Raw genomic sequence first — 15,503 nt, forward strand, 5'->3', positions numbered from 1 at the left:
TGAGAAAACCTTTGCATCAACCAATTTAAGATCATGATTATAAGCCCCACCGCAAAGAGCTGACAAAAGCTTTGCTGAGATCCTCAACATACATTTCATAAACTATACTTTGATTTACAAGAATACTGATTGTAATAATACCACCAGTAAGTATTTCCGTAAGTATCTCTCAGCGCAGCAGCGCGCTCAACAGGATTATTATATTTATGAATTAATGTTTGGAAATCCTGAAAATCAGTTTCCATTATTGTACTACGATATGATATAAATGGATTAGACCGCAAATGATTATACAAAGTAAGAGCTTCACGATAATGCTTTGGCATCTGACCATGAATATCATAATACAACCCTATAGAATGTACGAAAGCATCCAAATTACCATCAAGAAGATAAGCACATAGTAAATAGTCATGCGCAGACTTAGTGGCAAGTTTATGTTGATGTATAAACTTAAGATAGTGCATCGTTGACATATGCTGTTTTAACCAACATCCTAGATTCTTGTACAGATTTTTCTCTGGATACATAAGATACTTCACACTCTTACCATTTGGAAGCATTGCTGCAGAGCCACCAACGAGGGGATACTCAAACAAGCGTTCTCCCAGCTGATTTTTTTCAGCAAGAGCGTGGATACGCAAACTTGTGAGACTTGAATCTGTTTTATTTGATTTTTCTCCAGTTGCCAATGCTTCATCAAAAAGACTGTCATTAAGGCAACTCTCAACATGCATGCGATAATGAAACACATCATTATGATTACTGAATAGACCAACAAAAACAAACATAGCACACATGGTTACATAGTTTATCCATGCTCGGCGAGAAAGAAATCCCTTAGAAGAATCTACTGGTTCATATTGTTGGACTTGACGTGCATACCACATAACCCCAGTACAAATAAGCATAAGAACCGGCCAGGCTACAAGCCAAGCACCAAAAGAAAATCCCTCGTCGATAGAATTATCTGGTGAAGTGATAACTGTCAGTGTAAGCAATGATGGGAAAAAAGTAACAGCATGTGCACGACCTTGCAAACGGAACAGCGCATAGAAACCTATCTGCAACAACCACAAAACAACAGTAATGAGAACAGCTCCGATTGTGCGGTTATAATGTGTCAGTCCATCAGACAACACATGCTGTGCCATTGCCAAAATATCATCCTGATAATCATAAAGATACAGAAACGTAAAAGAAACGAATAAGACAGCACACGCAATTCTTACTACACGAGTGCCATCCTTAACAGAATAGTTTGACATTTATTATATAATGAATATATTATCAATTTTTACGTAATACTAATGCAGAACGAGCTGGTAGATAAAGTTTTAACCATTCCTTGCGTTCATCAACATATAAAGAATCGTAATTAGTTAGATGCATCATTGAATCATCATTCAAACCGTTGCCACCGAATTGTTTATTGTCGGTATCAAGAACAATATCATAGCTACCTGTTGGAACAAGTAATCCATAATCTGTAAACGAACGAGTTGGCGAAAAATTGAAAACGAAAAGAAGATCTCCACGCATATAAGCCAATATTTGGTCGGTATCATTATGCCATATTTCCAGAATAGGAGTCCGGTTAAAATTTTTCTCGCTTTTTATCACCTTCAACATTTCACGGTCGAAATCACCAAGATAATGATAGTCCAAGTCCTTGTTGTCAACAAGGTTCCACTGACGACGCGCATATTTATGACTCCAATTATTACCTTCACGTGGGAAATCAATCCATTCAGGATGTCCAAATTCATTACCCATGAAATTAAGGTAACCACCATTGATTGTAGATACTGTCACAAGTCTTATCATCTTGTGAAGAGCTATACCTCGACAAACCTTGTCATTCTCATCGCCATTCTTAAAATGCCAATACATATCAGCATCAATAAGGCGGAAGATAATTGTCTTATCACCTACCAAGGCTTGGTCATGACTCTCACAATATGATATAGTTTTTTCATCATTACGACGATTCCTAACCTCCCAGAATATGGAACTAGGCTTCCAATCCTCGTCTTTCAATTCTTTAATAGACTTTATCCAAAAATCAGGAATGTTCATTGCCATACGATAATCAAAACCGTATCCCCCATCCTCAAACTTAGCTGCCAGTCCAGGCATACCGCTAACCTCTTCGGCAATTGTTATAGCCTTTGGATTTACTTTGTGGATAAGAACATTTGCTAAAGTAAGGTAGCAAATGGCATTATCATCCTCGTGACCGTTGAAATAGTCACCATATCCACTAAAAGCCTCTCCAAGACCATGACTGTTATAAAGCATAGACGTTACTCCGTCGAAACGGAATCCATCAAAATGAAATTCAGATAACCAATACTTACAATTGCTTAACAAAAAATGTGTAACATTGTCTTTGCTATAATCAAAACAAAGACTGTCCCAAGCTGGATGTTCATGACGTTCTCCTGGATAGAAGTACTGGTTATGATCACCTGCAATATTACCCAAGCCTTCGGCTTCATTCTTTACGGCATGAGAATGGACAATATCCATTATCACAGCTATCCCTTTAGAATGCGCTGCATCAATAAGCTCCTTCAACTCCTCTGGAGTTCCAAAACGACTAGAAGGCGCAAAGAAAGAACTTACATGATAACCAAAAGAACCATAATAAGGATGTTCCTGTATAGCCATTATCTGAATACAGTTGTATCCATCCTTAGCAATTCTTGGCAAGACATTATCTTTAAACTCTGTATATGTACCAACCTTTTCGGCATCCTGTCCCATGCCGATATGGCATTCATAGATTAGCAACGGAGAAGTTGATGGAGAAAAAGACTTCACACTCCACTGGTAAGATTGTTCTGGGCTCCATACCTGTGCACAAAATATTTTTGTGTGTTCATCCTGCACAACACGTGTTGCCCAAGCAGGTATGCGTTCACCTTCGCCACCATTCCATTTTACATGCATCTTGAAGAAGTCTCCATGATGAATATATTTAAGAGGTACACGAAGTTCCCAATCTCCAGAGCCTTCAATACGATGAGCAAGAAACTTGTCATCCTCTTTCCAGTCATTGAAGTCACCAACAAGATATATTGCTGTAGCATTAGGTGCCCATTCACGGAACGCCCATTCCCTACTCAACATATGAAGTCCATAGTATTCATATCCAGCGGCAAAATCAGCAATACTTTTCTTTCCGTTGTTAGTAAACTGGGACAATTTGCGCAGCACATTATCGTGACGCCCGCAAATAGCATCTTCATAAGGTTCTAGATATGGATCGTTCTTCACAATTCCAATATGCCCACAACCCGTAGTTTTCTTTGTTGTTCTTGCAGCAACTTTCTTTTCAGTAACTTTCTTTGTTGCCATAATTTAGATTATTTTATGCTTGAATCTTGAAAATGACTTTTCTCAAACAGTCAGATTCAGAGATGCATGGTGCATGACCATCCTGTGGAAAGAAAATAGCCATCTGCCCTGGATTAAGTGTCACATAAGTCTGTGGCTCTACATCAGGAAGTTTAGCAATATCCTTCTGTTCATTAAATTCTGCCTCAGGCAATTCATCAACCGGAGTGTATCCAAAAGTTTCAGAATCACTGACTGGGATTTGAATATCTATCATTTTCTTATGAAACTCAAGAACGGCATCTTGTAATCTCTTGCCAGGGTTAGCTTGCACATTAACAAACAAATCTGCCCCCTTAATCTCATGTTTTCCTTCTTCAAGTGTATTGAGGTCATTGCTTTCCAAAAACTTCACCACATCAGCAAATAACGGATTAAGACTTATATATTTATCTAGATTTTCAATTTTGTCTATTATCATAGTTTCAATGTTTTTAAGTTATTGTTTTATATTATCGATTGTATTAGTCCAAAAATAATTTACCATTTTCATAATGTCCTGTTCGTGTAACATTTCCGTTACGATCTTTCTCTACAAAACGTCCGTCACGAACATCATCTACATAAGAACCCTCAAAACGGTTTCCATCCTTATCCTCCTCAATAGCAGCACCATTGCGAAGACCTTTCTTATATGTTCCCTTGAAACGGCTTCCATTAGCATAATGAATTATAACTTCACCTTCAATATGTCCGTTTTTGAAGTCACCTTCAAACACATCACCATTTTTCTTAGTAAGTTTACCATGTCCATTTTGCAAATCATTCTTCCATAAGCCAACATATACGTCACCAGTACGCCATTCATAAGTACCCATGCCATCCTTATATCCTTCGTTGAAATGTCCTGTGTAACGATCACCGGATGCATATTTGAATATGCCTTCACCAGTACGTTCACCCTGTGCGTAATCACCTTCATACACATCACCATTCTGGAACTTATAAATACCACTGCCATTCTGTATATCATCAGCCCAATTACCAATATAAACATCACCATCAGCATACTTATTTGTGCCTTTTCCGGAACGTTGATTATTAGCCCACATACCATCGTATGTAGTGCCATCGCCCCAGTCAAAGAAACCATGTCCACTTTTTTGATCAGCTTTCCACATTCCATCATAATATGCACCACTTGAATAGGTATAACGCCCCTTACCCTCACGTTTATCCTGAGACCAAGAACCAACATACTTATCACCATTATAATAATACATGATACCCTGTCCTTGTTGGAAATCGCGGAACCATAGACCTACATATTTATTATTGTTTGAGAAATAAAATGTTCCACGACCATGCTGCTGATCCTGAAACCATTGTCCTTCATATTTTTCACCATCAGAAAAAGAGTAAACGCCATATCCATCACGTTTACCTTTTATATACTCACCAACATAACTGTCACCATTCTTGAAGACAGTATTACCTTTGCCGTTGGGTTTTCCATTCATCATCTGTCCTTTATACTGACCACCATCATGTGTCGTGCACGAGCCTAGAACTATCTTCTGTGCAGTAGCCATAAATGGTAGAATTAAGGATATAATTGATATAATAAGTTTTTTCACTGTTTTCTGAATTATAGTTTCAAGCCCAAAGTTAACAAAATAATGGTGAATAGCAAAATAAGTTAGTATTTTTTATTAATTTTGCACCAACAAACAACAAAAAAGGAAGATGAAATTTATAGGATTAATCCCTGCCCGATACGCTTCAACACGTTTTCCGGGTAAGCCACTTGCCCTTTTGGCAGGCAAGCCAGTAATACAACATGTATATGAGCAGGCATCAAAAGTTCTTGACGCCGTATATGTTGCGACCGATGACGAAAGAATATATAATAAGGTAAAGGAGTTTGGTGGTAAAGCTGTGATGACATCAACAGAACATCATAGCGGTACAGACAGAATTGAAGAAGCTCTACAAAAAGTAGGTGGTGATTTTGATGTAGTTGTAAACATTCAGGGAGACGAGCCTTTCATACAAAAATCTCAAATAGAGACTCTCTGTAAATGTTTTGATGATAAAAATACACAGATAGCCACACTCGGAAAGCCTTTTGAGAGCATTGAAGCGGTAGAAAATCCAAACTCTCCTAAAATAGTTCTAGACAACAATGGTTATGCCATGTACTTCAGTCGTAGCATCATACCATTTATACGCGGTGTCGAAAAGAATGAATGGCTAAATAAACATGCTTTCTTGAAACATCTTGGTGTATATGCATACAGGTCAAACGTTCTAAATGAAATAACAAAACTGCCTCAATCTGAATTGGAGCTTGCTGAAAGTCTTGAACAACTACGCTGGCTACAAAACGGATACAAGATAAAAGTTGGACTTACTAATGCCGAAACCGTTGGCATTGACACCCCTGACGATCTAAAAAGGGCCGAGGATTTTATTCGTAATCGTCAATAACATTATTTGTAAAGTCCATCATTGGTTTGGCTGTCTTCAAAATATCTACCATATTTTCTAGCCAGCCATCACCTTCGTAATAATCATCAGAAACATATTTCCAACAAGCATAGTCTTTCATTTTAAGATACTCTATAAACTCATAATCACGAGGGAATCCTTTTGGAGATGTCTTAAGATGTGTTAGTCCAAATCCTTTTCCACTATGTTTTTCCCAATCACCCTCATTAGGATAACCAAATAGATTAATAAACTTACCATTCTCAACACACTTACGCCACTCATCAATATTTCCCATTATCTCATTTCTACAAGCCGTAAGGATGTTTGTAGGCAACCAATAAGCGCCGGCTGAAACGAGACATGCTTCAGGCTGAAGATGAATATAATATCCAGCATGAAGAGATTTTTTTCCATGAGCACCTATATATGCCCCGAAATGATCTTTGTATGGTCGTTTGTCTTCTCTGAAACGAACATCACGATAAAAACGAAAACATGCATCCTTCGCTGTTATGTGTGAAATCGAAGGATCAAACTGCGAAATGGCAGCAATTGCTTTAGTGACACCTGCCTCGAATTCAGCCTTGCAACTATCATATTCGTCCTTATTCTCATGAAACCAATCACGATTATTGTTTTTGGAAACATCACTTAAGAAATTCAAAATTCTTTTAGCATCCATAGTTTATTTATTTCGTTATTCTGTTGCAAAGATACTATTTTTTTGTATTTTTGCAACATGACAAGAAAAGAAAGATTCAACTATATTTTAGATTACTTCAGTAAGAAAGTTGGAAACGTAACAACCGAACTTGATTTCGGTAGTGCTTTTCAATTACTCGTTGCGACTTTACTTAGCGCACAATGCACTGACAAACGCATAAACATGGTCACTCCAAATTTGTTTAAGCATTATCCTACTGCAAATGAAATGGCAAAGGCTGATGTTGAAGACATATTTGAATTAGTTAAAAGCGTAAGCTATCCTAATGCAAAAGCTAATCACCTTTCGGAGATGTCGAAAATGCTGATGAGTGACTTTGATGGGAACGTTCCTGACAACACCGAAGATTTAACAAAACTACCTGGAGTTGGAAGAAAAACAGCAAACGTAATTCAGGCAGTATGGTTTGGTAAACCTACTCTTGCGGTTGACACACATGTATATAGAGTAAGCCACAGGCTAGGACTTGTTCCAGCTAATGCCAATACTCCATTTAAGGTTGAATGTGAACTATTGAAATACATTCCAGAGAATGAAGTAACAAACGCTCATCACTGGTTACTTTTGCATGGAAGATACACATGTAAAAGTCTGAATCCACAATGCGATAAATGTGCATTGAATGATATATGCCCAAAGATTATGGAAGGAAGTAAACTAGCTTAAAATTAAAAAAGGTTGAAAGAATTTCTTTCAACCTTTTTTATATTATAAATAATGATATATATTATTTTTTCTCAGTAGCAGCCATCTTTGCAGAAGGCTTGTATGACTTGTTAAGACCTGCAATAACCTCATTTGTTATATCATAAGTCTTATCAGCATAAAGAAGGTTGTCACCAGCCTTGCTCAAAATCAAAGTATATTTCTTATCCTTATTATAAACCTTCAGGAAATTCTGTATACTGTCACGAAGAGCATTATTATATTTATTTGTCTCACTCTGGAACTCAGCACTCAAACGTTGATTCAATGTTTGCAAATCAGCATTCTGTCTCTGCAAACCAGCATTGATGGCCTCAGCTTGCTCACGTGTATAAGCATTCTGCTGAACTTTTTGCTGAAAATTAGCAGCAGCTGCCTGTAGTTGTTGCTGCTTTGCAGCAAGAGTACTCTGAATATTCTGGCCCTTCTTCTGTAAAGTCAAAGAATAGTCCTTACAGAACTTGTATTGACTCATAATACTGTCAACTTCAACATAAGCAATCTTAAGTTTTGTTGGATTTGACTGAGCGGCATCAGATTTAGAGTCCAGCTTTGGAGCAGACTGGTCGCAACTAGTCATAGCCATCGTAGCTACAGCTACAACTGCCATGGTCTTGAAAATGTTTTTCTTGTTCATTTTTATTTATCTTTTAACTTTTTGAATCAATAAATTCACAGTACACATTAGCTAATCAATAAGCTTTACCTGCTTTACGAGCTTCTTTGTCCTGATCTATAACACAGTGTATCCCCTTCCTTCGCAATCCAGGATTATCGTGGACATGCTGAGAAGAAAACTGCCCATTCTTGCGAAGAATGATTTTCACGCATAATAATGCAACACATATAGCAATTATTAACACGCTCAATAATAATGTTTCTACCATTTTTATTACTTTTGCAGTGAATCTTTTACACTAAACAGTGGCAAAGGTAACATAAAACAATAAAAGGACAAAATAAAACAAAATAAAAAGATATAAAAAATGAGTAATGCAGAATTAAAACCAGCTCATGTATTTGAGCAGTTCGCCGAAATTAACAAAATTCCACGCCCATCAAAGCATGAGGAAATGATGATTGAATATCTAAAGAAGTTTGGTGCAAGCCATAATCTTGAAACAAAAGTTGACGAAACTGGTAATGTTCTAATACATAAACCAGCGACAAAGGGATTTGAAAACCGTGCGACAACAATATTACAGAGCCACATGGATATGGTTTGTGACAAACTTGTTGACGTGGACTTTGATTTCCACAAAGATGCTATACAAACATACGTTGACGGAGAATGGTTGCACGCAAAAGGTACAACTCTTGGTGCCGATGACGGTATTGGAGATGCTATAGAACTGGCTATTCTTGCCAGCGAAGATATAGAACACGGTCCTATTGAATGCGTTTTCACACGTGATGAAGAAACCGGACTTACTGGAGCATTTGGCATGAAGTCTGATTTCATGAGCGGCAAGTATCTTATAAACCTTGACTCTGAAGACGAAGGACAAATATTCGTAAGCTGCGCAGGAGGAATTAATACAACTGCAACATTCACATTCAAACGTGAGAAAGCACCTGCAAACTACTTCTTTATGGAAGGTTCACTAAAAGGATTAAACGGAGGTCATTCTGGTGACGACATAAATAAGAAGAGAGCAAACGCTATAAAGATTATGGCGCGCTTCCTATATATGGAACAGGATAAAATGGATGTCCGTCTAGCACAATGGAACTCTGGAAAAATGCACAACGCGATACCTCGCGATGGCAAAATAATATTTGCTGTTCCTGCAGATAAGAAAGAAGAGGTTAGGTCTGATTGGAATATATTTGCAGCAGACGTAGAAGACGAGTTCCATGTAACAGACCCAACAATGGTTTGGGACATGCATAGCACTGATTCACAAAATGTTTTGCCAAAGACGGCATCACACAATGTAATCCTTTCTTTGCAGGCTTTGGACAATGGTCCTCTTACGAACTGCCAAGACGAGGCAATTGCATATATGGTTGAAACATCAAGCAACGTAGCCAGCGTTCAGAGTGAAGAAGATAAAATCATTATAGTTTCAAGTCAGAGAAGTAATGTTATGAGCAATCTTCGCAATATGGCAAACGCTATTAAAGCCACTTTCGAACTTGCAGGAGCCAACGTTGAACAAAACGATGGTTATCCAGCATGGAAAATGAACCCAGAAAGCAAACTTGTGAAGATTACCGTTGAAGCATACAAAAAACTATTTGGAAAAGATCCTGTTGTAAAAGGTATTCATGCAGGATTGGAATGCGGACTATTCTCAGAGAAATATCCTAACTTAGACATGGTTAGCTTTGGCCCGACATTACGTAATGTTCACACTCCAGACGAGTGCTTATTTATTCCTACAGTACAAATAGTTTGGGATCATCTTTTGGAGATACTTAAAAACATTCCACAAGAGTAAATTACTTACAATAATATAATAAGAAAAGAGGTCTCAAAAAACGAGACCTCTTTTTTCATGTACATATATATAAACTATGTTCGCATTAGGCCAAAGCCTTGCGTATATATTCCCTAACCTCCTTACGGGCTGAACCAAGACGATGTTCAACACTTTTGTAATTCATATCTAATGTCTGGGAAATTTCAGACACTTTCATACCATTATATATATTTAGACGATAAATCTTTTGTTGATGTTCAGACAAAGATGTTATACCGTGTTCCAAGATTTCATTGATCTCATTTACGGAGTAAACCGACATTGGATTATCTGAAGAGACACCTACAAACATTCCTCCTGAATGCTTTACATAATGCTCATATTCGTCAACATACTTACGATGACGCCAATAATCATATATCAAGTTGCGAGCTGTTGTATAAACTAGACTTGGTAATGTAACAGGAGTGACCATACTATCTATAGACATCAACTTCAAGAAGACATTCTGAACAATGTCCTCAGCAGTCTCACTATATAGCAAGCGTTTAGCAACAAAGGCTTTGAGCTCTTCGTAATGTTGAGAGTAATATTCAGCGATTATACTGAATTCGGCATTAGTATCTTTCATAAATTCCAACCTATAAAATGGTTTTGATTTACGCAAAGATAATACAAATATTTTGTCCCGTAAAACCTAAAAACATTAATTCTGTTTAAATGAAACATATTATTATGAAAACGATAACATTTTGTTACAACAGAAAAAGAATATGATATACCAGATAAAATGGTATGTAACAGAAAACAAACAAATTGAGACAAATTTTAGACATCGTCTGATATTTACGAGAATTCAAAAATCCAAAAACAACACACATGAAATAATAAAAGAGACAAATTATTACGTGCTGAATTAAGAGCAACTGCCAAATTTCATATTAAATTAAGACTAACTCTTCACAATCTATTACGTCTAAATAAATATGATCACTCAACTATATTGTAACTAAGTTTTCTTTTAAAACTAATACCGTTTTGAAGATAACCGATTTTTAAAATCATCAAGCCTCTCATTACTCTATAAAATTATGAATAACAAATATTTATAATGGATCAAAGGTAAAATCATCATTTAGCTTGAATAACGAATATCAGTTCCAAATAAATCATAATATTTCAAGATCAATATATCTAGTTCATCAGTATTGAATTTTTCAATTCATACATATAAAGTAACAAGATGATTAGATGCTCTACTCTACCACTAAAAGCTTTTTTATACCACTAATGTCAGAATGTCATGAGCCCTTTGTTTATAAGGGTTGAGAGAGTGACATTAAGTGTCATTAAAACATTATTCTGTTAGAGATGGGAATACGTCTTATATAAAAAAAAGAGAAATTCAATAAAGAATTTCTCTTTTTGTGACTCCGCTGGGATTCAAACCCGGAACCTTCTGATCCGTAGTCAGATGCTCTATTCAGTTGAGCTACGGAGCCATTTTTTATAGTTTTGCAATTGAATGTGACTCCGCTGGGATTCAAACCCGGAACCTTCTGATCCGTAGTCAGATGCTCTATTCAGTTGAGCTACGGAGCCTCATTTCTTATTTGCGTGTGCAAAAGTAATGCTTTTAATTGAAATGAAGAAATATAACATCAAGTTATTTCTTTGCATTAACATTTCTTAAGCATTACTTTCGCACTAAACACATAATTACTTTATCAAATCAACAGAACGCTTTAGGAATGAATCGAGAGCCTGTCCCTTCAACATTCCGTTCTGCAGCAAAGCCAAGTCAATGAGCTGATGAACTATTTCATCATCCTTTGCATACTCAGAAATAATCTCAGTCTGTTTAGTCTTCTGCTCGTTTATTGCTTTCTCTGTATTCTGCAAATCATCCTTCTCTTCTTTTGTCACCTCTTCAGGCTTCTTACTAGACTGACTTTGATGCAGTGCTGTAAGACGTGCCTGCAAGCCTTTCAATTCACTAAGAATAGGTTTAAGAGCATCTGAGATTTTGTTATTGCAGTTATCAAGGACTTTCTTAACCAAAGAATGATCACTGTTAAGAACTAGAGTGTAGCTATCAGGCATTTGCTGATAGAAACTCATTCCCGGCTGGAACTGACTAATCTGCTTCATTCTACGCATATACTCACTCTGTGTTATCACTACAGGTTGACTATTTTCGCCTAGAGATTGAACCTCAACATTAAATTCTGCCTTTTCAAGATGTGGCATCTGTGAACTAAATACCTTTGAAAGGTTATTGCTGTCATCGGCACCAAGATTATTCTCCTTAGTCTCCTCCTTAGCAATAAGTCGATCTGCAATATCCGCATCAACACGTGTGAAACGAACCTTTTCAAGTTTTTGTTCAAGCATGCTGACAATAGGAGTATCCAACTGACCGTCGAGCAATAAGACATTATATCCTTTATTCTTTGCTGCTTCAATATAAGTGTACTGCTCCTCCATGTTGTTTGCATAGAGATAAACTAGATAACCATCCTTGTCTGTCTGCTCATCTTTAATCAAAGTCTTATATTCTTCGAAAGTAAAATACTTACCTTCGACATCCTTCAACAATGTAAAGTCCTTAGCACGATCATAGAAATCTTCCTGTGAAAGCATGCCGTAGTTGATGAATATCTTCAAGTTATCCCATTTTTCCTCATATCCTTTACGATCTTCCTTAAAGATACTCTGTAAACGGTCAGCAACCTTCTTCGTGATATAAGTAGAAATCTTCTTTACATTAGCATCACTCTGCAAATAGCTTCGACTTACATTCAAAGGAATATCCGGAGAATCAATAACACCATGTAGCAAAGTAAGGAACTCAGGAACAATACCCTCAACTTGATCTGTTACGAAAACTTGATTGCAATACAACTGAATCTTGTTGCGCTGCAACTCAATATTATTCTTTATACGTGGGAAATAAAGAATACCGGTGAGATTAAACGGATAATCCACATTAAGATGAATCCAGAACAATGGTTCATCCTGCATAGGATACAGTTCGCTATAGAATTTCTTATAATCTTCGTCTTTAAGACTTGCAGGAGCTTTCGTCCAAAGTGGTTCAATGCTATTGATAACATTATCCTCAGCAGTATCAACCTGTTTGCCATCTTTCCATTCAGTCTTCTTACCAAATACCAATGGTACAGGCATAAACTTACAATACTTATTGAGTAGTTCCTCGATCTTTGATTTCTGAAGGAATTCTTTGCAGTCATCACTTATATGTAATACAATCTCGCTACCACGTCCATCTTTCTCAACATCCTCAATTTCGAAAGAAGGAGTACCGTCACAAGTCCACTTAACACCCTTTGAACCATCCTTGTAAGAACGAGTGATTATGTCTACACGGTCACTGACCATGAAACTAGAATAGAACCCCAATCCAAAATGACCAATAATAGCATTTGCATTATCTTTATACTTGTCAAGGAAGTCTGTAACACCTGAGAAAGCAATCTGATTGATATATTTATCAATCTCCTCTTCTGTCATACCAATACCATTATCACTTATAGTAATGGTCTTTGCAGCCTCATCCAAAGTTATACGAACAGCCAAATCGCCAAGTTCTCCCTTGAAATCACCTTTTTCAGCAAGAGTTTTTATTTTCTGCGTAGCGTCAACAGCGTTACTAATCATTTCACGAAGAAAGATTTCATGATCAGAATAGAGAAACTTTTTAATAACAGGGAATATATCCTCTGTTGTAACCCCAATATTTCCTTTTTGCATAATATTATATTTTTAAAATTTTCCATGATACATCATGCAAAGAGTGTGCCAAAAAAGAAAGGAACTCACAATAATGTAAGTTCCTTTCTTATATTTAAATTATGTATGTCATTATCCAAAGTTATCATACATAATAGCATCATTTTCAACTCCAAGACTGTCAAGATAGTCAGTAACTGTCTTAATGAGCATTGGAGGTCCACAAAGATAATACTCACAATCTTCTGGTGCTTCGTGGTCTTTAAGATATGTATCACGAATGCAATTAACGGCAAATCCAGCATAATATTTAACACCTGCAGCATCGGCTTTGGGATCTGGACGGTCTAGAGACAAGTGCATGTGGAAATTTGGAAATTCTTTTTCAAGTTCCCAAAAGTCTTCAAGGAAGAATGCTTCACTTAATGCACGTGCACCATAGAAGAAGTGCATCTCTCTGTCAGTAGTATGCAAAGTTTTTGTCATGTGCATAATCTGCGCACGCAAAGGAGCCATACCTGCACCTCCACCAATCCATATCATCTCTTTACCTGATGTGAAATTAGGATGGAAATCTCCATAAGGACCACTCATTCTAACCTTATCACCAGCTTTTAGAGAGAAAATATAAGAAGATCCAATACCTGTAGGGACATCCATGAAACCAACTTGTGGACGTGGCAGGAATGGTGTTGAAGCAATACGTACAGTAAGAGTTATGATATCACCTTCTGCAGGATAATTTGCCATTGAATACGCACGTACAGTAGGCTCTGGATTATGAGCTTTCAACGAAAGAATATTAAAGTTCTTCCATACAGATATATACTCATCGCCAATCAAATCCTTATCGAAATCTTTGTCATAATCAATGCAATCGTATGCAGGAATAGCAATCTGAGCATAAGAACCAGGAACAAAGTCCATGTGTTCCCCTGGAGGTAACGCAACTTTGAATTCCTTTATAAAAGAACTTACGTTCTTATTTGAGATAACGGTACACTCCCACTCTTTCACTCCAAGTATACTCTCTGGCACTTTAATATTCAAGTTACCGTTAACTTTGCACTGGCATCCTAGACGCCAATGTTCCTTGATTTGCTTACGCGTAAAATGAGAACGTTCTGAATCTAATATTTCACCGCCACCTTCGAGCACCTGTACTTTACACTGACCACAGCTAGCTTTTCCACCGCAGGCTGAAGGAAGATAGATACCATTTTCGTTAAGTGTAGACATCAAACTGTCACCTTGACTTACGGATAATTTTTTATCTTCATTAATAACGATTTCTACACTTCCGCTAGGTGAAAGGTATTTCTTTGCGACAAGCAGCATTATGACCAAGAGGAGAATTGTAGCAAGGAAGACTCCTATACTTACTATTATAAATTGTCCCATATTATTATTTATCCCTTTTAAAATTTAAGACCAGAGAAACACATCATTGCTATTGCCATAAGACCAACTGTAATAAAAGTAATGCCTAATCCCTGAAGAGGTTTTGGCACATCACTATATTGCATTTTTTCTCTTATCGCTCCCATTGAGACAATTGCTAGTGTCCAACCTAAGCCACTACCAACAGCATAAGCTATCGCATCCCACACATTACCTATATATTGTGTGTTTGAAGGATCGAGATTAATGCGCTGCTGCATAAACAGTGACGCACCCATAATAGCACAGTTCACAGCGATAAGCGGAAGAAATATACCAAGAGCAGCATAAAGTGATGGCGAATATTTCTCAACAGCCATCTCAACTAATTGGGTAATACCGGCTATGACAGCAATAAACAATATAAAACTTAGGTATGATAAATCTACACCATCTATAAGACAATCAGGACCTAGGACATATACCTGTAGCAAATAATCCACAGGAACTGTGACCAGTAACACGAATGTCACGGCTAATCCTAGTCCTAATGAAGTTTTTACATTCTTCGATACGGCAAGAAAAGAGCACATACCCAAGAAGAATGCGAAAATCATGTTGTCCACAAATATGGATCTGAAAAATAAACTTATTAAATGTTCCATAATCTTTCTTTTTAG

At 37.0% G+C, this 15,503-nt stretch carries 14 protein-coding genes and 2 tRNA genes; 3 read left to right on the forward strand and 13 right to left on the reverse strand.

All coding sequences use genetic code 11. The annotated features are described in order from the left end of the window. Nucleotides 1–95 precede the first annotated feature (95 nt). Genes prwr041_RS00960 through prwr041_RS00975 form a run of 4 tightly spaced genes read right to left on the reverse strand, consistent with a single transcriptional unit; the run spans nucleotide 96 to nucleotide 4,979 of the window. Nucleotides 96–1,268, reverse strand: coding sequence for a DUF6057 family protein (locus prwr041_RS00960; protein ID WP_207154479.1), 1,173 nt, complete (start codon nucleotides 1,266–1,268; stop codon nucleotides 96–98). 22 nt (nucleotides 1,269–1,290) lie between these two features. Next, nucleotides 1,291–3,363: an alpha amylase C-terminal domain-containing protein gene (locus prwr041_RS00965; protein ID WP_207154480.1), complete on the reverse strand. Its 2,073-nt coding sequence runs from the start codon at nucleotides 3,361–3,363 to the stop codon at nucleotides 1,291–1,293. A gap of 13 nt (nucleotides 3,364–3,376) precedes the next feature. Beyond that, nucleotides 3,377–3,823 (reverse strand): YhcH/YjgK/YiaL family protein, encoded by a 447-nt coding sequence (locus prwr041_RS00970; protein ID WP_207154481.1) that lies wholly within the window; start codon nucleotides 3,821–3,823, stop codon nucleotides 3,377–3,379. Nucleotides 3,824–3,866: 43 nt separating this feature from the next. Beyond that, the gene (locus prwr041_RS00975; RefSeq protein WP_207154482.1) at nucleotides 3,867–4,979 is read right to left on the reverse strand and encodes an MORN repeat-containing protein; all 1,113 of its coding nucleotides are present in this window, start codon (nucleotides 4,977–4,979) and stop codon (nucleotides 3,867–3,869) included. Between the two features lie 109 nt (nucleotides 4,980–5,088). Here prwr041_RS00975 and kdsB point away from each other — a divergent pair, with 109 nt between their 5' ends. Further along, nucleotides 5,089–5,832 carry a 3-deoxy-manno-octulosonate cytidylyltransferase gene (gene kdsB / locus prwr041_RS00980; protein WP_207154483.1) on the forward strand — a complete coding sequence of 248 codons (744 nt, stop codon included), beginning with the start codon at nucleotides 5,089–5,091 and terminating at the stop codon, nucleotides 5,830–5,832. Here kdsB and prwr041_RS00985 read toward each other — a convergent pair. Beyond that, nucleotides 5,813–6,517 carry a DUF2461 domain-containing protein gene (locus prwr041_RS00985; RefSeq protein WP_207154484.1) on the reverse strand — a complete coding sequence of 235 codons (705 nt, stop codon included), beginning with the start codon at nucleotides 6,515–6,517 and terminating at the stop codon, nucleotides 5,813–5,815. The two genes, kdsB and prwr041_RS00985, sit on opposite strands and share 20 nt — an antisense overlap. Before the next feature lie 57 nt (nucleotides 6,518–6,574). Between prwr041_RS00985 and nth the strand changes: the two genes are divergently transcribed. After that, on the forward strand, nucleotides 6,575–7,225 hold the full coding sequence (nth, locus tag prwr041_RS00990) for an endonuclease III (RefSeq protein ID WP_207154485.1): 651 nt from the start codon (nucleotides 6,575–6,577) through the stop codon (nucleotides 7,223–7,225). Nucleotides 7,226–7,286: 61 nt separating this feature from the next. Here nth and prwr041_RS00995 read toward each other — a convergent pair whose 3' ends face one another. Both prwr041_RS00995 and prwr041_RS01000 read right to left on the reverse strand, forming a co-directional pair. Further along, the gene (locus prwr041_RS00995) at nucleotides 7,287–7,901 is read right to left on the reverse strand and encodes an OmpH family outer membrane protein (protein ID WP_207154486.1); all 615 of its coding nucleotides are present in this window, start codon (nucleotides 7,899–7,901) and stop codon (nucleotides 7,287–7,289) included. Between the two features lie 55 nt (nucleotides 7,902–7,956). Beyond that, nucleotides 7,957–8,151 (reverse strand): hypothetical protein, encoded by a 195-nt coding sequence (locus prwr041_RS01000; protein ID WP_207154487.1) that lies wholly within the window; start codon nucleotides 8,149–8,151, stop codon nucleotides 7,957–7,959. A gap of 99 nt (nucleotides 8,152–8,250) precedes the next feature. Between prwr041_RS01000 and prwr041_RS01005 the strand changes: the two genes are divergently transcribed. Next, nucleotides 8,251–9,708 carry an aminoacyl-histidine dipeptidase gene (locus prwr041_RS01005; protein WP_207154488.1) on the forward strand — a complete coding sequence of 486 codons (1,458 nt, stop codon included), beginning with the start codon at nucleotides 8,251–8,253 and terminating at the stop codon, nucleotides 9,706–9,708. A gap of 85 nt (nucleotides 9,709–9,793) precedes the next feature. On the opposite strand, the gene prwr041_RS01010 is transcribed toward prwr041_RS01005, so the two are convergent. The 6 genes from prwr041_RS01010 to nqrE form a co-directional block, all read right to left on the reverse strand. Then, complete coding sequence (locus prwr041_RS01010) at nucleotides 9,794–10,321, reverse strand: RNA polymerase sigma factor (protein ID WP_207154489.1); 528 nt, start codon at nucleotides 10,319–10,321, stop codon at nucleotides 9,794–9,796. A 797-nt stretch (nucleotides 10,322–11,118) separates the two neighbouring features. Beyond that, nucleotides 11,119–11,192: transfer RNA gene (locus prwr041_RS01015), tRNA-Arg, on the reverse strand. A 26-nt stretch (nucleotides 11,193–11,218) separates the two neighbouring features. Further along, nucleotides 11,219–11,292 (reverse strand) — tRNA-Arg (locus tag prwr041_RS01020). Nucleotides 11,293–11,409: 117 nt separating this feature from the next. After that, nucleotides 11,410–13,464 carry a molecular chaperone HtpG gene (gene htpG / locus prwr041_RS01025; protein ID WP_207154490.1) on the reverse strand — a complete coding sequence of 685 codons (2,055 nt, stop codon included), beginning with the start codon at nucleotides 13,462–13,464 and terminating at the stop codon, nucleotides 11,410–11,412. Nucleotides 13,465–13,575: 111 nt separating this feature from the next. After that, entirely contained in the window at nucleotides 13,576–14,844 is a 1,269-nt protein-coding gene (nqrF, locus tag prwr041_RS01030) for an NADH:ubiquinone reductase (Na(+)-transporting) subunit F (protein ID WP_207154491.1), read from the reverse strand. A gap of 17 nt (nucleotides 14,845–14,861) precedes the next feature. Beyond that, nucleotides 14,862–15,488: an NADH:ubiquinone reductase (Na(+)-transporting) subunit E gene (gene nqrE, locus prwr041_RS01035; protein WP_207154492.1), complete on the reverse strand. Its 627-nt coding sequence runs from the start codon at nucleotides 15,486–15,488 to the stop codon at nucleotides 14,862–14,864. Between the last annotated feature and the right edge of the window lie 15 nt (nucleotides 15,489–15,503).

It is taken from the genome of Prevotella herbatica, assembly GCF_017347605.1.
Lineage (GTDB): Bacteria > Bacteroidota > Bacteroidia > Bacteroidales > Bacteroidaceae > Prevotella > Prevotella herbatica.